The organism is Flexivirga sp. G2 (assembly GCF_055397625.1).
Genome location: NZ_AP039675.1, coordinates 783,915 through 802,903 on the forward strand (window position 1 = coordinate 783,915; position 18,989 = coordinate 802,903).

The 18,989-nt window shown below is 67.4% G+C and carries 17 protein-coding genes; 10 read left to right on the top strand and 7 right to left on the bottom strand.

Features of this window, described 5'->3' with window-relative positions:
* The first annotated feature begins 6 nt into the window (after positions 1–6).
* On the top strand, positions 7–1,011 hold the full coding sequence (locus tag ACZ50J_RS03895; RefSeq protein WP_464299968.1) for a methyltransferase domain-containing protein: 1,005 nt from the start codon (positions 7–9) through the stop codon (positions 1,009–1,011).
* A gap of 25 nt (positions 1,012–1,036) precedes the next feature.
* Here the strand turns inward: ACZ50J_RS03895 and ACZ50J_RS03900 are convergent, their stop codons facing one another.
* Complete coding sequence (locus tag ACZ50J_RS03900) at positions 1,037–1,825, bottom strand: DUF2785 domain-containing protein (RefSeq protein WP_464299969.1); 789 nt, start codon at positions 1,823–1,825, stop codon at positions 1,037–1,039.
* 39 nt (positions 1,826–1,864) lie between these two features.
* Positions 1,865–2,596: a class I SAM-dependent methyltransferase gene (locus tag ACZ50J_RS03905; protein ID WP_464299970.1), complete on the bottom strand. Its 732-nt coding sequence runs from the start codon at positions 2,594–2,596 to the stop codon at positions 1,865–1,867.
* Between the two features lie 215 nt (positions 2,597–2,811).
* Between ACZ50J_RS03905 and ACZ50J_RS03910 the strand changes: the two genes are divergently transcribed.
* Positions 2,812–3,789, top strand: a complete 978-nt coding sequence (locus ACZ50J_RS03910) for a glycosyltransferase family 2 protein (protein WP_464299971.1) — start codon at positions 2,812–2,814, stop codon at positions 3,787–3,789.
* Positions 3,790–3,806: 17 nt separating this feature from the next.
* Positions 3,807–5,102 carry a glycosyltransferase family 2 protein gene (locus tag ACZ50J_RS03915; protein ID WP_464299972.1) on the top strand — a complete coding sequence of 432 codons (1,296 nt, stop codon included), beginning with the start codon at positions 3,807–3,809 and terminating at the stop codon, positions 5,100–5,102.
* On the opposite strand, the gene glf is transcribed toward ACZ50J_RS03915, so the two are convergent.
* A complete protein-coding gene (glf, locus tag ACZ50J_RS03920; protein ID WP_464299973.1) occupies positions 5,062–6,201 on the bottom strand; it encodes a UDP-galactopyranose mutase in 1,140 nt (379 codons plus the stop codon). The genes ACZ50J_RS03915 and glf overlap by 41 nt on opposite strands.
* Before the next feature lie 109 nt (positions 6,202–6,310).
* On the opposite strand from glf, the gene ACZ50J_RS03925 reads away from it, so the two are divergent.
* The 7 genes from ACZ50J_RS03925 (at position 6,311) to ACZ50J_RS03955 (ending at position 15,100) form a co-directional block, all read left to right on the top strand.
* Positions 6,311–7,291 carry a glycosyltransferase family 2 protein gene (locus ACZ50J_RS03925; RefSeq protein WP_464299974.1) on the top strand — a complete coding sequence of 327 codons (981 nt, stop codon included), beginning with the start codon at positions 6,311–6,313 and terminating at the stop codon, positions 7,289–7,291.
* Between the two features lie 90 nt (positions 7,292–7,381).
* Positions 7,382–8,662: an aspartate aminotransferase type Ic gene (locus ACZ50J_RS03930; RefSeq protein WP_464299975.1), complete on the top strand. Its 1,281-nt coding sequence runs from the start codon at positions 7,382–7,384 to the stop codon at positions 8,660–8,662.
* Positions 8,663–8,760: 98 nt separating this feature from the next.
* The gene (locus ACZ50J_RS03935; protein ID WP_464299976.1) at positions 8,761–9,615 is read left to right on the top strand and encodes a pyruvate, water dikinase regulatory protein; all 855 of its coding nucleotides are present in this window, start codon (positions 8,761–8,763) and stop codon (positions 9,613–9,615) included.
* A 34-nt stretch (positions 9,616–9,649) separates the two neighbouring features.
* Entirely contained in the window at positions 9,650–12,049 is a 2,400-nt protein-coding gene (gene ppsA / locus ACZ50J_RS03940; RefSeq protein WP_464299977.1) for a phosphoenolpyruvate synthase, read from the top strand.
* Between the two features lie 190 nt (positions 12,050–12,239).
* The gene (locus ACZ50J_RS03945; protein WP_464299978.1) at positions 12,240–12,917 is read left to right on the top strand and encodes a FadR/GntR family transcriptional regulator; all 678 of its coding nucleotides are present in this window, start codon (positions 12,240–12,242) and stop codon (positions 12,915–12,917) included.
* Positions 12,914–14,128 carry a CynX/NimT family MFS transporter gene (locus ACZ50J_RS03950; protein ID WP_464299979.1) on the top strand — a complete coding sequence of 405 codons (1,215 nt, stop codon included), beginning with the start codon at positions 12,914–12,916 and terminating at the stop codon, positions 14,126–14,128. Before ACZ50J_RS03945 ends, ACZ50J_RS03950 begins: the two co-directional genes overlap by 4 nt.
* Positions 14,129–14,182: 54 nt before the next feature.
* Positions 14,183–15,100: a helix-turn-helix transcriptional regulator gene (locus tag ACZ50J_RS03955; RefSeq protein WP_464299980.1), complete on the top strand. Its 918-nt coding sequence runs from the start codon at positions 14,183–14,185 to the stop codon at positions 15,098–15,100.
* 4 nt (positions 15,101–15,104) lie between these two features.
* On the opposite strand, the gene ACZ50J_RS03960 is transcribed toward ACZ50J_RS03955, so the two are convergent.
* The 4 genes from ACZ50J_RS03960 to ACZ50J_RS03975 are packed head-to-tail and all read right to left on the bottom strand — an operon-like array spanning position 15,105 to position 18,566.
* Positions 15,105–15,827: an ABC transporter permease gene (locus ACZ50J_RS03960; RefSeq protein WP_464299981.1), complete on the bottom strand. Its 723-nt coding sequence runs from the start codon at positions 15,825–15,827 to the stop codon at positions 15,105–15,107.
* Positions 15,824–16,738, bottom strand: a complete 915-nt coding sequence (locus ACZ50J_RS03965) for an ABC transporter ATP-binding protein (protein WP_464299982.1) — start codon at positions 16,736–16,738, stop codon at positions 15,824–15,826. Before ACZ50J_RS03965 ends, ACZ50J_RS03960 begins: the two co-directional genes overlap by 4 nt.
* Positions 16,735–17,652, bottom strand: a complete 918-nt coding sequence (locus ACZ50J_RS03970) for a hypothetical protein (protein ID WP_464299983.1) — start codon at positions 17,650–17,652, stop codon at positions 16,735–16,737. Before ACZ50J_RS03970 ends, ACZ50J_RS03965 begins: the two co-directional genes overlap by 4 nt.
* Complete coding sequence (locus tag ACZ50J_RS03975; protein WP_464299984.1) at positions 17,649–18,566, bottom strand: ABC transporter ATP-binding protein; 918 nt, start codon at positions 18,564–18,566, stop codon at positions 17,649–17,651. The genes ACZ50J_RS03970 and ACZ50J_RS03975 overlap by 4 nt, the downstream gene beginning before the upstream one ends.
* Between the last annotated feature and the right edge of the window lie 423 nt (positions 18,567–18,989).

An 18,989-nucleotide genomic window follows, 5' to 3' on the forward strand; every position in this document is an offset into this window, starting at 1 on the left:
GCGCCGATGGGGAGAGATCGGCACGGGCTCGTGGCAGCCGGGACGAGGAAGCGCATCGGACGCATCGCGGCGGGGCTGGCCAGCCCGTCCAGTAGGTCGCACTACGTGGCGGCGGCGCGTCGCAGACTCGGCGCGATCATCGACCCGAGTGCGGCGCCGGAGCGCTGCCTGGCCTGTGGCGCGGGGCGTCCGAGACATCGGAATATCACCTACGCCAAGGACGGCACCGTCTTCGAGGTGCGCATCTGCCGGGTCTGCGGGCACGTCGGCAATCCCGACAATGTGCACGACTACCGCAACTTCAAGCAGCTGGACAAGTTGCCGATGCGGGCCCGGGTGGGGACCGCGGATCGCAAGGGACGCGAGTTCCACATGGCCCGGATGGCCACCGAGATCATGGGCAGGTCGGATCTCGACGTGCTCGTCTACGGCGCCGGCCGCAGCTTCGACAACCGGCACATCGGCGCACTGCCCGGGGTCCGGGATGTGGCCGTCGCCGACGTCATGAAGTTGCGCGACGACGCCGAGTTCATCGACATCAACAAGCCGGCCAGCAAACAGTTCCCGCTGGTGATCGCGTGCGAGGTGGTGGAGCACTTCCTGAATCCCGCCGTCGAGTTCCCGGCGCTCTTCGCCCACGTGGCCAAGGGTGGTCTGCTCGTATGCTCCACGAATGTCTATGACGGCAGTGACATGGGGAAGCACAAATACATCTTCACCCCGGGCCACACGTCCTATTACACGCCGGAGGCGTTGATCCACCTGGCCCGCTCCAACGGCTATCACCTCGACTTCCGTGCACCGTTGGTGGCGACCGGCTACGGCGGCCCTCGAAAGCGCTACCTGTTCTTCAGCAAGGACGCATCGCAGCTCACCAACGTGTCCGCCTACTTCGGCAGGCATCTCTTCGCGCCGTCCGAACGACCCTGGGCCAACAAGGAACTCGCCGAACTGCAGAAGCAGGCCGAGCAGTCGGACGTGCAGGCGGAGCCACCGGCTGCTTCTGCTTGAGCGGGTGCACGGCGCACCGCCGGTGTCAGGCGTGACCGGCTGCTGCCCTGTCCGCGGTCTCGGCGGTGAAGAGCCAGGGCGTCGTCAACGCCAAGGTGGCCGCGATCTCGTGCTGCAGCTGTTCGCTGCGTGAAACCGATGCAGGCTCACCGGTTTCCGGGTGCACGAGATGGTTGCCGAGGGCGACATACAGGCTGCGGAGGGTGTGCATCGAGTTGGTGGCGGCGGCCGGGACGGGGCCCGGCGTCCCGGACTCGAACATCGCCCTGAGGGGCGCCAGCAGCGCGGCGAGATCGGAGGTGTCATCCCCGAGCAGCACGGCGCAGATCGCCGCGGCGACCCGGTCGTCCTCCTGGTCACGCCAGACGAATTCTGTTGGGGCGGTGAGCCGTTCGGCGATGGCGCCGAGCAAGGCCGTCGCCGGCGCGAGTCCGACGGCACCCAGGCTCCCGACGGCATCCGCGCCGTGCGCGACCGCGTGGATCCAGCCGACCGGTTCGGCGTAGCCACGCAGATCCGTCTCCGCCGGCCACCAGGAGAGCAGGGCGTCCGTCCAGGGCGCGGGCCACTCGCCGTCCGGCGCCGACCACGTCGAAGCCAGGACCGCGAGGATCAGCGGGGCGAACGACCGCCCTTGTGGCTCGGGGTGCCCGAGTCGTTCGACCATGCGCTCGCCCAGCCAGCGACGCTGCTCCACGGTCAGGGTGTGCCCGGTCGCGGCCTCGACAAGTCCGCCGTACGCACGCTCGTCACGGATCGCCGGGTCGGCGGATGCGAGGTCGGCGACGAGTTGCTCCAGTGCGATGTGCTCCATGGCAGCAGCATGCCCCACGGCACGTCGCTGCGGGTGCGGTCACGCCTCGCGCAGGCGTACCCCGAGGTTCATGTGCCCGATGGTCACCGCGTCGAAATCGAGATCGGGCCGGGACTGCAGGAACTCGGTGAAGGCGCGGTGCTCGTGCTGCCGCCAGCCGTGGTAGCCGAAGTATTCGTCGAAGACGATGACGGTGCCCGGCACGAAGCGATCACCGAGGCCGTCGAAGACCGTCTTGGTCGAGCTGTAGAGGTCGGCATCGAGATGCACGAAGCGGAACGGCTGCGAGGTGGTGCGTGCGAACGCGGGCACGGTCTCGTCGAACCAGCCGACGTGGAACTCGGTGTTGCTCACCGAGAGCTCCGGTGGCTTGCCGCCGATGTCGAACGCGCCGGCGTCCTCGCGGCTGCCGGTCCACGCCTCGGGCAGTCCTTCGAAGGAGTCGAAGCCGTGCACCGTCTCGTCCGGGAAGGCGGTCGCGATCAGGGTCAGTCCGCGGCCGGTGTGCACGCCGAACTCGGCGATCAGACCGGGCCACTCCGGGGTGTGTGGTACGGCGTGCTGCAGCGCGTTGGGATTGTGCTGGTGCACCTGCGCCGCCGCGAATCGCGCGTCCGAGCGGATGTGCTCGACCGAGTCCTGGACGGCGGCGGCTCGCAGACCGAGTGCCGTCGACGGGATCTCGCGGGTGGTGCGCACCTGTTTGAGGATCTGTTGCAGCAGCTCCTCGGTGCCAGGTCCGGTGCCGGACGACTCGACCAACTTCTTCACCTCTCGACAACGCACCGCAGGGTTGCAGTCGAGCCATCATGCGCGCCGAAGAGCGACCCGGACATGGACGTCAGGTGGACGGCAGGTGACCAGTGGTCGTCCGCTTCGCAGGCGGTCGGTTTGCGTGTGTTTGCAGGCGAATCGGTGAGGTAGCCTCCCCGGAGATTCGATGCCACGTGGCCGCCATACGATGTGAAAGCTGAGCACTTCCGGACGTGACTTCCCCCGTATCCGAACCAGACCTGACCGCGATCATCCCGATGTGCAACGCCGCGGCGACCGTCGGCAAGGTGGTCGACTCGTTCCTGCAGGTGCCCGGCAAACGGGTCGAGGTCATCGTCATCGACGACGGTTCGACCGACGACTCGGTCGAGGTCGTCCGCGGGCTGGCCCGAGAAGAGGTCCGGCTCATCACCCTGGGCAGCAATCACGGTGCCGGCTACGCACGCAACGTCGGCTTCGAGCAGGCCCGCGGCAGGTACTCGATCTTTTTCGACGCCGATGACGAACTGGACGCGGAGGTCGTGGCGCGCGTCCTGGACGCCCTCGACTCGACCGACACCGACGTCGCGATGATGCCGTACACCTACCGGCGCGGCTGGACCACCGACTACACGGGAATGAATTCGTTCGACCAGGTCGTCTGGGAGAACTACGTCGGCGCCAGTGATCGCCGGTTGGTGCGGCTCTCGGAGGTCCCGAGGCTGCTCGGTTTCTCGAACTACCCGTGGAACAAGGTGTTGCGCACCGAGCGCTTCCGGCAGACCGGGCTGCGCTTCAGCGAGACCCACGTCCACAACGACATCCTCGGGCACTGGATGACGCTGCTCGGCGCGCGCACGATCCTGCTGTTCAACGAATCCGTCTGCACCCACATCGTCGGTGACGGCGGGGGCAACCTGTCGCACCGGATGGGCCGCGAACGCCTCGCCCTCTTCGATGCGCTCGACGAGACGTATGACGAGCTGCAGCGCCGTCCGGAGCTGCGCAACCGCTACTCGCACCACTACTGGGACTTCGTGCTGCGCTCCTCGGGTTGGGCGCTGGACCGGCTCGCACCCGAAGTCGTCGACGACGCACGGCAACGCTTGCAGCAGCATCTGTTGCGGATCAACCTGGCCGATTTCATGCGCATCCGGGAACGGCGCGATCCGTCCCTCGCCGACCGCATCGTCCGCCGCTCGCTCGTCTGATCCTGGAGTACATCGCCATGCCCACCGTCAGCATCATCGTCACGTCGTACAACATCGAGGCCTACATCGAGGAGTGCCTGCGCAGCGTCGCGGCGCAGACCGTCCAGGACATCGAGGTCCTGGTCGTCGATGACGGGTCGAGCGACAGCACGCCGGACAAGATTCGCGAATTCGCTTCGCAGGACTCGCGATTCATCCCGGTCCTGCTCGGTGAGAACAGCCCCGGTGGCGTCGCCACGGCCGCGAACGCAGGTCTCGACCGCGCGACGGGCGACTGGGTCGGCTTCGTCGACGGTGACGACTTCGTCGAGCCGGACATGTTCGAGCAACTGGTGCGCGCGGCCGACGCCGCAGGCTCCGAGCTCGCGATGTGCAAGTACCTCGAGGTCGAGGACACCACTGGTCAGCGCAACGAACCGGCGGATGCGCATCGTTGGGCCGCGCTGGACCAGGGCAGCTACGACCTCGACCCGACCACCCGGCACCAGTTCCTGCGGTTCATCGCCGTGCCGTGGCGCAAGCTCTACCGGCGTTCCCTGCTGGAGGACGAGGGCATCCGCTTCCCGGTGGGCGACTACTTCTTCGAGGACAACCCGTTCCACTGGTTCTCGATCGTGAGCGCCCGCTCGATCGCCATCGTGCCGACGGTGCTCGCCTACCACCGGGTGGCGCGGTCCGGGCAGACGATGGCGACCGCGGACGAGCGGCTCTTCCGCATCTTCCAGCACCACGACACGATCCACGAGTGGCTGAAGCAGCGCGGTGTGCTGGAGATCTACCAGGTCACCCTGTTGACCTGGGTCATCTCGCAACTGGAGTGGATCTCCCGCCGTACGCCGGAGAATCTGCGGGACACGCTGTTCGACATCGTCCGACCGATCTTCGCCCAGTACTCCAACGCCCTGGTGATCCGGGCGCTCAACGAGGGCAACAAGGGCGAGCACACCCGGCGCCTCTGCCTCGCGATCGCGAAGGGCAACAAGCAGGGATACAACCGGGCGCTGGCCGGCCGTCCCACGACGGACAACAAGGTGCTCGTCGGCTGGCACCACCTGCGGTACTCCGGGGTGCGCAAGACGGCCTCGATGACCCGCAAGTACGCGCAGCAGCAGCTGGCCGACAACAACAGGCTGGCAGCCATCATTCCGCTGCGTTCGTCCAAGGCCGAGGTCAACAACGGTGACCTGATGTACGCCCTGGCCGTGCTCCAGCAACAGCTGAGCGACCTGCAGCAGCAGGTCGCTCAGCTGGAGTCGCGCTCGGCGGACGCGGTCAGTCCTGCAACAGCGCAGGAATCGGGCGCCCTGCGCTGATCGCGTCCTTCATGGCGTCCGCCGCGGCCAGTGCGTCGGCGATCGTGACGTCCATGTCGAGGTAGCGGTAGGTGCCGAGGCGCCCGGCGAACGTCACGTTCGGCTCCTCGCGCGCCGCGTCCAGGTACTGCTGCAGCAACACCTTGTCCTGCGCCATCCGGATCGGGTAGTAGGGGATGTCGTCCTCGCCGGCGAGGCGGGAGTACTCCCGGAAGCAGATCGTGTCCTCGTGTTCCTCCCACGGCGCGAAGTGCTTGTGCTCGGAGATGCGGGTGTAGGGCACGTCGACGTCGCCGTAGTTCATGACGGCACAGCCCTGGAAGTCGCCGGTGCTGCGGATCTCCTCGAAGTCCAGGGTGCGGTAGCCGAGACGGCCGAGGCGGTGCCCGAACCACGCGTCGAGCGGTCCGGTCCAGATCGAGTGGTCGAACTGCTCACGGTCCGCGGCGCTGTATGGCGTGCTCAGTCGGACCTCGATCCGCGGGTGATCCAGGATGCGCTCGATGATCGCGGTGTATCCGTCGCGGGGGATCGCCTGGTAGGGGTGCGCGAAGTAGGAGTTCTCGTAGTTGAAGCGCAGCGGAAGGCGGCGCAGAACGGACGCCGGGATCTCGGTCGGCTCCAATCCCCATTGTTTGCAGGTGTATCCGTGGAAGAACGCCTCATAGAGCTTGCGACCCATCATCTTCAGGGCCTGCTCCTCGAAGTTCGCCGGCTCGCCGATCGACTGGTCCGACTGCTCCCGGATGAATGCTTCCGCGCCGGCCGGATCCAACGTCGTGTCGAACAGCTGGTTGATCGTGAGCAGGTTCACCGGAAGGGAGTAGACCCTGCCGCCCACCGTGCTCAACACCCGGTGGTTGTAGGGCTGCATGTCACCGAAACCGTTGATGTAGGCCCAGACCCGCTCATTGCCGGTGTGGAAGATGTGCGGCCCGTAGCGGTGCACCATGATCCCTGTGTCGGGGTCGCGCTCGGTGTGGCAGTTGCCGCCGACGTGATCGCGCGTCTCGTGGACCACGACGTCGTGTCCGGCCTCGGCCAGCTCGCGCCCGATGACCGCACCGGAGAACCCGGCTCCCGCTATTCCGATCCGCATGTACCGTCTTCTCCCGTGTCGTGTTTCTCCCCGTCCGAAATGGCCGGATACGCTTGTATCACAAGGGAATTCCGACGCTAGTCGTGATTCGATACAGAGGGGAAACGCAGTGAGTACAACACCTGAACGGACGGCGACCATCCAGTGGTCGGTCGTCGTTCCGGCGTACAACTGTGCGCACTTCCTGGCCGAGACGCTCGAGGGGGTCGTCGCACAACTGGGCGGTCGGGCGGACGCCGAGATCATCGTGGTCGACGACGCATCGACCGACGACCCGGAGGCCGTGGTGCGCGACGTCGGGAGGGGACACGTCCGGTACGAGCGAAACCCTCGCAACCTCGGCGCGATCGGCACCTTCAACCGGTGCATCGATCTCGCGCGAGGTGAGTGGGTACACATGCTGCACGGTGACGACATCGTGCTGCCCGGGTTCTACCGGGCCATGGAGCGTGGCATCCGGACAAGCATCGGGACGGGCATCGGGACGGGCATCGACACAGGTGGGGCCGCCGCGCTGTCCGCGATGTGCCGGACGGTCGACATCGACGAGAACGGTGCGCAACTGCACGAGAGTCGTCGGTATCGCGAGGGCACCGGCGTCTGGGACGGCGCGTTCGACGCGTTCGTCGTGTCCAACCGGGTTCGCACCCCCGGCATCGTGGTGCGCCGGGCGGCATACGAGCAGGTCGGGTCGTTCCGCGAGGACCTGCCGCACGCGGCGGACTGGGAGATGTGGACCAGGCTCGCCGCCGCCGGGCCGGTCGTCTTCGTCGACGAGGTGCTGGCCGGTTACCGCAAGCACGGTGAGTCCGATTCGTCGCACCGGATGCGGACCGGCATCAACATCCGTGAGCGGGTGACCGCCATCGGCGTGATCGGCCAGCACGTTCCACCGGCGCGCCGCCCGCGGACCGCTCGACGCGCGTTGTTCTACTCGGTCGCCTATGCCGGCCGCAGCTCGTGGCAGCAGGTTCGGCGACGCCAGTGGCGGGTCGCCGCGGTCCAGGCGAAGGAGGGTGCGCGATGCCTGCTGCACCTGCCGCGGGCCGTCGAGCACACCACCGGTGCAGTGCGCGCCGACCAGGGCTGAGCGTCCGTCATACGGTCCGGTGCGCGGGCGTCCGGGCGACCTTTGAGAGACTGGGGCGACCGCTTCGGACGTCCCCAGGAGAACCACGCCGTGTCCACCGCGCAACCGCTGACCGAGCTTTCCGCCGACGAGATCGCTGCCTTCCGCCAGGAGCAGCAGGCGGCGTACGAGACGTTGAAATCCAGTGGTCTGAAGCTCGATCTCACGCGTGGCAAGCCGTCGGCGCAGCAGCTCGACCTGTCGAACGCCCTCCTTCAGTTGCCGACGGAGTATGTCGACGAGGCCGGTGTCGACACCCGCAACTACGGCGGCCTGCAGGGCATCAGCAAACTGCGGGAGATCTTCGCCGACCTGCTGTGGGTCGAGCCCGAGCAACTCATCGCCGGCGGCAACTCGAGCCTGACGATGATGCGTGACAGCCTCTACTGGCTGACCCTCTTCGGCGGCGTCGACTCCCCGCAGCCGTGGTCGCAGGAGGAGAAGGTCCGCTTCATCACCCCGGTCCCGGGTTATGACCGGCACCACACGCTGCTGGAGTCGCTGGGCATCGAGATGGTGTCCGTGCCGATGACTCCGGACGGCCCGGACGCCGACGCGGTCGCAGCGCTGGTCGCCGACGACCCGACGATCAAGGGCATCTGGGTCGTGCCGACCTACTCCAACCCGGCCGGCGCGGTGTGCAGCCAGGAGGTCGCGGCGCAGTTGGCGTCTATGCCGACCGCGGCGCCGGACTTCAAGATCTTCTGGGACAACGCCTACGCGTTCCACCACCTGACGCAGGATGAGGCCAAGAGCGCCGACATCCTGTCGCTGGCCAGCGCCGCCGGCCACCCGAACCGGCCGATCGTGTTCGCCTCGACGTCCAAGATCACCTTCGCCGGAGCCGGTGTCGGATTCCTCGCCGCCTCCGTCGAGCAGGTGAAGTGGTACCTCGGGCACCTCGGCAACGGCTCCATCGGCCCGGACAAGATCAACCAGCTGCGGCATGCGGAGTTCTTCGGCGACGCCGATGGCGTGCGGGCGCACATGCGCAAGCACCGCGACATCATCGCGCCGAAGTTCGCCGAGGTGCAGCGGATCCTGCGCGAGCAGCTCGGCGGCAAGGGCATCGCCACCTGGACCGACCCGATCGGCGGCTACTTCGTCAGCCTCGACGTGCTGCCGGGCACCGCGACCCGTGTCGTCCAGCTGGCCAAGGAGGCCGGCGTCGCGCTGACGCCCGCCGGTGCGTCATACCCCTACGGGAGCGACCCGGAGGACACCAACATCCGGCTGGCACCGACGTTCCCCGTGCCCGAGGAGGTCACGGCTGCCATGGAGGCCGTCGCGACCTGTGTGCTGCTGGCCGCTGCCGAGAAGCTCGCGGGATAACGGCGCCGGGAACCCGGGTCGACAAGTCCGTCATGAGCGCGTCCTCGGCCCCGGCACCCCGTCACGCGGGTGGGGATCCGTATGGCAGAGTTCGGCCTGTGGATTTCCCGGCCGAGACGCCTGCGACCCCGGTCTTCTTCGTGGCCGGCGGGACGGGAATCTCTGCCGAGACGCTCGGCAACATGATGTTGCAGCAGTTCCCCAGCGTACGTTTCGTGCGGGAGAAGCTGCCGTTCATCAAGACGCCCGAGCAGGCACACGAGGCCGTCGCGCAGATGGACGCCATCAAGACCGACGTCGTGACCCCGCTCGTCTTCTCCACGGTTGCCGTGGAGGAGATCCGCGAGATCCTGTCCGGCACCGAGTGCGCCTTCATCGACCTGTTCGGCTCCCATCTGGACATGGTCGAGCGGGTCCTGCACGTCAACGCGGCGCACAACGCGAGCAGCGCCCATGGCATGCGGGACGTCGGCGAGTACGACAACCGGATGAAGGCCGTCGAGTTCGCGATCGAGCACGACGACGGACAGAGTCTGCGGCAACTGGAGCGTGCCGACCTGATCCTGACGGCGCCGTCCCGCTGCGGCAAGACACCGACCACCATGTATCTCGCGCTGCAGTACGGCCTGCGCGTCGCGAACTACCCCCTGGTCGAGGAGGACTTCGAGACCGGCGGACTGCCCAAGCCGATCGCCCCGTATGCCGACAAGTGCTACGGACTGTTGTCGACGGCTCAACGACTCAGCCAGGTGCGCTCCGAACGTCGACCGGGCTCGACCTACGCAACGCTCGCGCAGTGCACCTACGAGTTGCGCCGCGCCGAGGCGATGTTCCGCACGCATCGCATCCCCTACACCAACTCCGCCCGTATGTCGGTCGAGGAGATGGCCGCGACGATCATGCAGACGCGCAAACTGAGTGCCGGACGAGCTCCTGGCGCCCGAGGTAGATGACGCGAACGTCGCGTCATATGAAAGGAATCCCGACATGACGAACATCGAGTGGTTCGCCGATCTCGGCATGAACGACGTCGAGACCGTGGGTGGCAAGAATGCCTCGCTCGGTGAGATGGTGCAGCACCTGTCCAAGGCCGGCGTGAGCGTGCCGACCGGGTTCGCGACCACCGCCGACGCCTACCGGCGGTTCCTGGACGAGACCGGGCTGAAGGCCGAGATCGACGGGCTGCTGGACGGACTCGACGTGGACGACGTCCGCGAGCTCGCCAAGGTCGGCGCGAAGATCCGCGGCGACATCGAGCAGCACGAGTTCCCGGCCGACCTCGGCGCGGACATCCGCTCGGCATACGAGAAGCTCACCGCCGAGCAGGGCGCGGACGCGACGTTCGCGGTGCGCTCGAGCGCCACGGCCGAGGACATGCCGGACGCCTCGTTCGCCGGTCAGCAGGAGACCTTCCTCAACATCAGCGGCATCGACAATGTGCTGCGCGCGATCAAGCTGGTCTTCGCCTCGCTCTACAACGACCGCGCGATCGCCTACCGCGTCCACGCCGGTTACGACCACTCGCTGGTCGCACTGTCCGCGGGCATCCAGCGCATGGTGCGCTCCGACATCGGGTCCTCCGGCGTCATGTTCACGATGGACACCGAGTCCGGCTTCCGCGACGCGGTCTTCATCACCTCCAGCTACGGCCTGGGCGAGGCTGTGGTGCAGGGCGCCGTCAACCCCGATGAGTTCTACGTCTACAAGCCGGCCCTGAAGGCCGACCGCCCCGCGATCCTCAAGCGCGGTGTCGGCTCCAAGGCGACCAAGATGGTCTACACCGAGGACCCGACCGTGGGGGAGACCATCCACTTCGTGCCGGTCGACGAGGCCGACCAGGGCAAGCTGTCGCTCACCGACGACGAGGTGACCGAGCTGGCCAAGCACGCGGTCGCCATCGAGGAGCACTACGGCCGCCCCATGGACATCGAGTGGGGCAAGGACGGTGTCGACGGCAAGCTCTACATCCTGCAGGCCCGCCCGGAGACCGTGCAATCGCGCTCGAACGCCTCGACGCTGCAGCGGTTCGTGCTCAAGGAGCGCGGCCCGGTCGTCGTCGAGGGCCGCGCCATCGGTCAGAAGATCGGCGCCGGTGCGGTCCGCACGCTCAGCTCCATCGAGTCGATGCACGAGTTCCAGCCCGGCGAGGTGCTCGTCGCGGACATGACCGACCCCGACTGGGAGCCGATCATGAAGCGGGCGTCGGCGATCGTCACCAACCGTGGCGGCCGCACCTGTCACGCCGCGATCATCGCTCGCGAGCTCGGCATCCCCGCCGTGGTCGGCACGGCGACCGCGACGACCGATCTCACGGACGGCCAGCAGGTCACCGTCTCGTGCGCCGAGGGCGACACCGGTTTCGTGTATGACGGCGCGCGCGACTTCGAGATCAACGAGACCGCGCTGGACGAGATGCCGGAGCTACCGGTCAAGATCATGATGAACGTCGGCACCCCGGACCAGGCGTTCGAGTTCAGCCGGCTGCCGAACAAGGGCATCGGTCTGGCCCGGTTGGAGTTCATCATCAACCGGCAGATCGGCATCCATCCGCGTGCGTTGCTCGAGTTGGATCAGCAGGCGCCGGAGCTGCGCTCGCACATCGAGGCGCTGATCTCGGCATACGACAGCCCGCGTGACTTCTTCGTCAAGCGCGTCGCCGAGGGTGTCTCGATGCTGGCCGCGGCGTTCGCGCCCGAGCCGGTGATCGTGCGTATGTCGGACTTCAAGTCCAACGAATACGCCGGCATGCTCGGCGGCGAGGGATTCGAGCCCCACGAAGAGAACCCGATGATCGGCTACCGCGGTGCATCGCGTTACCTGTCAAAGGATTTCGAGGACTGCTTCGCGATGGAGTGCGAGGCGCTGCGCTACGTCCGCGAGGACATGGGGCTCACCAACGTCAAGGTGATGATCCCGTTCGTGCGCACGCTGGAGGAGGCCGAGGGCGTCATCGACCTGCTTGCCAAGAACGGCCTGAAGCGCGGCGAGAACGACCTGCAGGTCGTCATGATGTGCGAGGTTCCCTCGAACGCCGTGATCGCCGATCGGTTCCTCGATCACTTCGACGGGTTCTCGATCGGCTCCAACGACATGACGCAGCTGACGCTGGGTCTGGACCGTGACTCCGGGCTGGTCGCGGCAGGGTTCGACGAGCGCAACCCCGCCGTTAAGGCGATGCTGTCGATGGCGATCAAGGCGTGCCGCGACCGTGGCAAGTACGTCGGCATCTGCGGCCAAGGCCCCTCGGACCACCCGGATCTGGCCGACTGGCTGCTGGACCAGGGCATCGAGTCGATGTCGCTCAACCCCGACACGGTCGTGGAGACCTGGATGCGGCTGGCGAAGCGCAGCTCGGCCGGCGCCGGGGCGGGCACGCCGGGCGAGTAGATCGCTACTGTCGCCGGTTACTCGCCGTTCCAAGCCATTGCGGGCGAGTAACTCACGACAGTAGGCAGTTCGTGGTTCGTATGGCGAGGCGCCTTCCCGTGGTCGGGGAGGCGCCTTCGTCATACGCCCTGAATGGTCCGGCATCCGAACGGGAGCTGGGTGCACAAACATCCCATGTTAGGTTCAATGCGTGTCCGAGCTGATCCCGCCACCGAAGCGCACGAGTGAACTCGTCGTCGCGCACATGCACGAACTCGTCCGCAGCGGCGAGTGGCCGGTGGGGGAGCGCATCCCCGCCGAACCCGACCTGGTCGAGCGGTTCGGGGTCGGGCGCAACACGATTCGCGAGGCGGTGCGGGCGCTGGAACACGTCGGGATGCTCGCGCCACGCCGCGGCGACGGGACCTATGTCCGCAGCACGAACCCGTATGCCGCCGTGATCGAGCACAGCGCCACGACCGAGCTCCTCGACCTGTTGCAGGTGCGTCGCGCCCTGGAGTCCGAAGCCGCCGCCGGCGCCGCTCGAACGGCGACCGCCACCGCTCGGCGTCGCGTCCGGAAGTTGTTGCACGAGGCCGAGAATGCTTTGGCGACAGGCGATTCCGATCGGTATGACGCAGCCGACATCGACTTCCACGCCGGTGTCGTTGCCGCCTCGGGCAACAAGTTGCTCATCGAGATCTATGCCGGCGTCGTCGAGGCGATGCGGCGCTCACATGCTGAGGTCACCGGTGCCGTTCGCAATGCCGAGACCCACCCGGTCGGTCACCGGGACCTGGTGGACGCCATCGAGCAGGGTGACGCGGATGCGGCGCGCGCCGCCGTCCACGCCTACCTCGCCGAGGCCGAGAGGGAGGTGCGCGGATGACCGACGTGCGACCGGCCGAAAGTGCCGGGACGACAACCGCGCTCGGCGGTCGGGCCGCCCTCGTCGCGGCGATCGGCATCATGTTGGTGGCAGCCAACCTGCGACCGGCCGTCGTCGCGGTGTCACCGCTGATCGACACGATCTCGGACTCCTTCGGGTTCAGCAGCTCGACCGCTGGTCTGCTGACCGCGCTGCCGGTGCTGTTCTTCGGAATCAGCGCGCCCGTGGCACCGCGGCTCGCGCACCGGTTCGGCATCGAGCAGACCATCTTCGGGGCGCTCGCCGTCCTCGTTGCCGGCATCGCTCTGCGGCTGATCGCTTCTCCCGCAGCGCTGTTCGGCGGCTCGGTGCTCATCGGGATCGGCATCGGCGTGTGCAACGTCGTGCTCCCGGCACTCATCAAGCGCGACTTCGCGCATCGATCGGGTCTGATGACCGGGCTCTACTCGATGACGCTGTCCGGCGGGGCAGCGGTGGCCGCCGGGCTGACCGTGCCGATCGACGACGCGCTCGGCGGGCGCTGGCGACTCACCCTCGCCGCCTGGGGGCTGCTGGTGCTCGCCGCGATGCTGCAGTGGCTGCCGCAGCTGCGCCGCAAGCACGTGGTGTCGTCGGCGCGGCCGTCGAGCGGGCTGTGGCGGGATCGCACGGCGTGGGCGATCACCGTCTACATGGGTGCGCAGTCCCTGATCTTCTACACCTTCGGGGCGTGGTTGCCGAAGTTCCTCATGGACGAGGCGGGGATGTCGAGCGGTGCTGCCGGTGGCGTCCTCGCGCTCGGTCAGACCGTCGGTCTGACCTGTTCGCTCGTGGCGCCGATCCTCGCCGGACGCTTCGCCGACCAGCGCCCGATCACGTTGACAGCATTGGGAATCTGCGTGCTTGGCTTCGTCGGACTGCTGACCGTGCACGGCTGGTGGGTGCTGTGGACCGGCATGATCATGGTCGGACCGGGCTGTGGCATCGGACTGGCGTTTCTGTTCATGGTGCTGCGCAGCAACTCGACGGCGCAGGCCGGCCAGGTCTCGGGTATGGCGCAGGCTGTCGGCTACGGCATGGCGGCACTCGGCCCGATCGTGATCGGCGCGGTGCACGACGTCAGTGGTTCCTGGACCCTGGCGATGGCCGTGCTCGCGTGCGGCGCCATACCGCAGGGGATCGCGACGCTGCGCGCTGCGCGGCCCGGAAAGATGGCCCCCGCCGACGGCTGAGCCCCGCGCAACGACGATCAAGCGGGGCGGTGCGAAGTGCGGCATGCTGCTGAAATGAGCAGCAACACCGACACGTTCGGACGGTATGTCGGGATCCTCGCCGAGACCCTCGACGATCACGCGACGTCGCCGACCCAGTTGGCGCAGCGGCTCTACACGTCACGGTTCCACCTGGACCGCATCGTGTCGTCGGTCGGCGGTGAACCGCCCGCGACGCTCCGCAGGAGGCTCTTGCTGGAGCGTGCGGCATACCGGCTCATCACCAGTGAGCGCCGGATCCTCGACGTGGGAGTCGAAGCCGGCTATGCCTCGCACGAGGCCTTCACCCGCGCCTTCGCCCGCCTCTTCGGTATGGCGCCACGCGAATTCCGTTGCCATCCGGTCGATTTCAAGATCCCGGCAAACAACGGCGTTCATTTTCAACCACCGGGAGGGCTACGGCTTCCGGGCACAGGAGGATGCACCGCCATGGAACTTCTCACCCGCATGATCGACCATCACATCTGGCTCACCGGCGAATTCGTCGACCGCGCAGCGCGTTTGACCGACGCGCAGTTGGACGAACGCATCGAATACGGACTCGACGACGACCCGGACGTCATGACGTTGCGACGTCTGCTGTCCCGCCTGGTCGGGCAGATGGGGATGTGGAACGCCGTGCTCGCGAACCGCGAATACGACTGGAGCGTCGAGGAGCACGAGTCCGTGCTGTCCCTGCGGTCACGCCTGACGCTCGAGGGGCCGCGGTTCGCCGAGAACGTGCGGGCCGCCATACAACACGGTGAGCTGGACGACACCTTCGTCGACGCCGCCTGTGAGCCCGCCGAGGTGTTCACCTACGGCGGCATGATCGCCCACGTGCTGACCTTCGCGGCGCACCGGCGCACGCTCGTGGCGCTGTCCCTCGACAAGCACGGGGTCACCGACCTCGGCTGGGGCGATCCGATGCGCTGGGTCGCTGAGCCTGCTTGACCCGTTACTCCTCGGAAATCGTCATCGACGCGAGACGCTGACCGGCGAGCGCGACCCCGGCCGCGAGGGCGACGAGTGCGGCGATGACGGCATACGCGACGGGCACGCCCGGTTTGCCGTCGTCCGGCGCGCTCGCGATCTGCTGGATCACGGCGTTGCCCCAGGCGCGTGCCGACAGCCACTTGACCGGTGAGAACAGCGAGGAGATCGTCGACTCCCAGATCAGCCAGAAGAGCAGGCAGCCGACGACGCTGCGCTTCATCGTCGTGGCGAGAGCGGTGAAGATGCCGACATACGCGACGGTCGAGACTGCCCCGCCCGCGAGGGCGGCCAGCGCGACGCGGTCATCACCGCCGACCATGACGATCCCGGCGACGAACATCATGACCGCCGCGAAGACAACGCCGGCGCCGAGCACGATGACCGCCTTGCTGGCGATGATCGCCAGCCGGGAGATCGGCTTGGTGAGCAGGTAGATGATCGACCCGTCGTCGAACTCGGAGTTGATCAGCGTCGTCGTCGCGATCAGGGCGACGACGGGCACGACGATGCCGACGCCGAAGATGCGTAGGAAGTTCTCGGCCGCGGTGCTGTCGTCGCCGCCGGTGGAGGCGGCACGGATGACGCCCGCGAGGATCACCAGGATCACCGGCATCGCGATCATCAACCAGACGCGTGCGCGACCGAAGAGCGAGCGCAGGCCGAGGCGCAGGATGGTTGAGTTCATGAATTCACCAGGTAGCTGAAGACGCTCTCGAGGGACTCGTCGGTCGGGTTGAGCTCGAAGATGCGAATGCCGTTGTCACGCGCGAGTTTCGGGACGATCTGGGCGAAACCACCGAAGTCGTCCGCCTCGACCTCGAGGGCGGTGGTGCCACGGAGTCGAGCCCCGCGCACCGACGGTTCGGCGAGCAACAGGGCAGCCAGCCTGCGGTCGTCGGAGCTGCGGACGACGTACTGGTTGGGCCGGTCGGTCATCAGGCGGCGGATGGCGGCGAAGTCGCCACTGGCGGCGTGCCGGCCGGCGACGACGACCTCGACGTGGCGCGCGATCTGCTCGACCTCCTCCAGGATGTGCGAGCTGAAGACGATCGTCCGACCCTGTTCGGCGAACTGCGTGAGCAACCCCATCATGTGGCGTCGCTGGATCGGGTCCATGCCGTTGAACGGCTCGTCCAGCAGCAGCACACCCGGGTCGTGCACCAGCGCCGACGCCACCTTGATCCGTTGTCGCATGCCCTTGCTGTATGTCGAGATCTTGCGGTCGGCCGCATCGGTCATGTCCAGCAGGCCGATCGCGTGTTTCGCCGCGAGCTTCGGTTGGGGGACCTTCTGCAGTTCGGCGTTCAACCGGACGAACTGCTCACCGGTGAGGAAGTCGTAGAGCGACTCCTGCACGGGGACCAGGCCGACGTGTCGGTACATCTCGACGCGCCCTCGGGTCGGTTGCCCGTCGAGGGTCACCGTGCCGGCCGACGGTGGCAGCAACCCGGCCATCATCGACAACAGCGTGGACTTGCCGGCGCCGTTCGGGCCGAGCAGCCCGGTGACGCCGGGGCCGATGTGCATGTTGACGTCGTTGACCGCCACCACGTTGCCGTACCAGCGGGAGACGTCGATCAGGTCGAGGTCGCTCATACGGAAGCCGCCTTCCGGGTGCGTGCGACCAGGATCGCCGCGGCACCGAGCGTCCAGCAGACGGCAGCGACCGCGAAGCCGACCGTCCAGCCCGGGCCAGGGTGCAGCACGGTCGTGTCGGGCGTCGGCTGGTCGAAGAGTCCACTGATCAGCTCGGCCACGACGGTGAACGGATTGAACAAGGACCCGATGAAGCTCATCGTCGGGTGGTCGCCGTCGTATGCCGCGCCCTGCACCGCCTTGACGATGCCGGAGCTCAGCATCAGCGCGACGATGACCGCGGTCACCGCCAGCCCGGACCGGGTGGTGATCGCCGAGACCATGCCCGCGAAAGTGGCCAGCATCAACGCCAGCACGGCCACGCCGACGACCGCCGCCAGGTAGTTCCGAGTGTGTTCGCCACGGTCCACATTGGCGCCGAGCGCTGCGCCATACCAAAGGGTCATGGGTATGACGACGACCGCGAACAGTGCGGTCGCCAGTGCGGCGAGGCGCATCAGGACGTACACGCTGCGGGAGAGGGGCCGGGCGAAGTAGAGGACGACAGTGCGGTAGCGCAGGTCGCGCGCGAACAGGACCGGTGCCTGCGCGGCAGCGAAGATGGTGATCAGCAGCTGGGTCCAGTAGGGAAAGCCGAAGTAGTTGGCGAGCGGCGCGAACAGGTCCGCCTGGTCGGACAACGACATCTTGTTCAGCTGGAGCAGCAACCCGGCCAGGACCAGCGCCGGGATCAACAACAGGCCACTCATCAGCCACGGCATGACCTTCGACTTGCCGGAGCGGCCGAGGCCGAAGCAATGCCGCAACGAGGTCAGGTAGAGCGACCAGGCGACCGCGGCGGTGCTCTGCCGGCGGCCGGTGAACGGGCGATAGCCGATGTCATGGATGACACCGCGTCGTGCCGGTGTCGTCATACCGGACCTCCTTGCTGGCCGAAGACCTCTTCCAGACTGTGGTGGACCTCCTGCAGGCGGACCAGCCCGAGTCCGGCGTCGGCGACGGTGTCCCGGATCAGGTCGAGGGTCTCGGGTCGTTCGACGCGGACCTCGATCTGCTCACCGACCGGCCAGGCCGGCACACCTCGGTCGAGCAACGCCTGTCCGATCCGGCGGTCGCTGCCGGGCGGCCCGAGCACTTCGACGAGGACGTTGCCGGTGGTGTGGGTCAGCTCCTGGGTGCGTTCGGCGCGCAACAACCGTCCGCCGTTGATGACGATCACGTAGTCGACCGTGCGCTCCAGCTCACCCAACAGGTGGCTGGTGACCATGACCGAGATCCCGAAGTCGTGCCCGATCCGCCCGATCAGGTCGAGCATGTCGTCGCGGGCGCGGGGGTCGAGTCCGTTGGTCGGTTCGTCGAGCAGCACGAGTTGCGGGCTGTGCACGATCGCCTGCGCAAGCTTGGCGCGCTGCTTCATGCCGGTGGAGTAGCCGCCCATCGCCCGGTGCCGTTCCTCGGCGAGCCCGACGTGCCGCAGGACGTCCGAGGTGCGCTCGCGGGCGGCGTTGCGCGGCAGCCCGGACATCATCGCCATGTGCATGACGAACTCCGCTGCGGACACGTCACCGGGGAGTACGTCGTGCTCGGGCATGTAGCCGACGAGCGCGCGAACGTTCGCCCCTTGCACCGTGGGGTCGATGCCGAGCACCTGGACCCGTCCGCCGGTCGGCCGCAGCAGCCCCAGTAGCACCTTGATGAGCGTGGACTTGCCGGCCCCGTTGACGCCCACCACCCCGGTGATGCCCTCGGGGACGGTCAGCGTGAGATCGTCGAGCGCGCGCACCCGGGGGTACTGCATCGTCAGGCCCTCAGCGGCGGCGACTGCCATGGTCGCCACCCTAACCGGCGGTTCCCGTATGACGCCGCCGCCGCACGGAGACCGGCGTGGTCGACCTCACTCGTCTCGATTTGGACTGCGCGGACGTCTCTGGCAGACTGGTCAAGTTGCTTGACGTGCAGTGATCACGTGCGTCGCCGACAGGTCCGGAGCGATCCGGGTCCGGCGAGACGCATTACTGCCGCCCCGAAAGCGCCCAGTTCGCCAGCAGGCGGACCATGCGGGTGAGGTCGGGAAGCGCAAGCCACAGGCGCGAAATCGTAGGGGTTTCGCCGGCCAACCACGCCAGAGATGTCGGCGCCGTGCTGCGAAGCACACACGACACACCCGAGCGCGGGGGTCGGGGACCAACCTTGATATCGCACCGAACAGACCTAGTAAGTAATGAGTACGGCGAGAGAGAGACACGGGCGA

Coding starts and splice junctions, on each gene's coding strand:
- glf (WP_464299973.1), bottom strand. CDS start 6,201: ATGCGGATCGGAATAGCGGGAGCCGGGTTCTCCGGTGCGGTCATCGGG.
- ACZ50J_RS03955 (WP_464299980.1), top strand. CDS start 14,183: ATGAGCAGCAACACCGACACGTTCGGACGGTATGTCGGGATCCTCGCC.
- ACZ50J_RS03975 (WP_464299984.1), bottom strand. CDS start 18,566: ATGGCAGTCGCCGCCGCTGAGGGCCTGACGATGCAGTACCCCCGGGTG.
- ACZ50J_RS03900 (WP_464299969.1), bottom strand. CDS start 1,825: ATGGAGCACATCGCACTGGAGCAACTCGTCGCCGACCTCGCATCCGCC.
- ACZ50J_RS03950 (WP_464299979.1), top strand. CDS start 12,914: ATGACCGACGTGCGACCGGCCGAAAGTGCCGGGACGACAACCGCGCTC.
- ACZ50J_RS03960 (WP_464299981.1), bottom strand. CDS start 15,827: ATGAACTCAACCATCCTGCGCCTCGGCCTGCGCTCGCTCTTCGGTCGC.
- ppsA (WP_464299977.1), top strand. CDS start 9,650: ATGACGAACATCGAGTGGTTCGCCGATCTCGGCATGAACGACGTCGAG.
- ACZ50J_RS03970 (WP_464299983.1), bottom strand. CDS start 17,652: ATGACGACACCGGCACGACGCGGTGTCATCCATGACATCGGCTATCGC.
- ACZ50J_RS03915 (WP_464299972.1), top strand. CDS start 3,807: ATGCCCACCGTCAGCATCATCGTCACGTCGTACAACATCGAGGCCTAC.
- ACZ50J_RS03895 (WP_464299968.1), top strand. CDS start 7: ATGGGGAGAGATCGGCACGGGCTCGTGGCAGCCGGGACGAGGAAGCGC.
- ACZ50J_RS03965 (WP_464299982.1), bottom strand. CDS start 16,738: ATGAGCGACCTCGACCTGATCGACGTCTCCCGCTGGTACGGCAACGTG.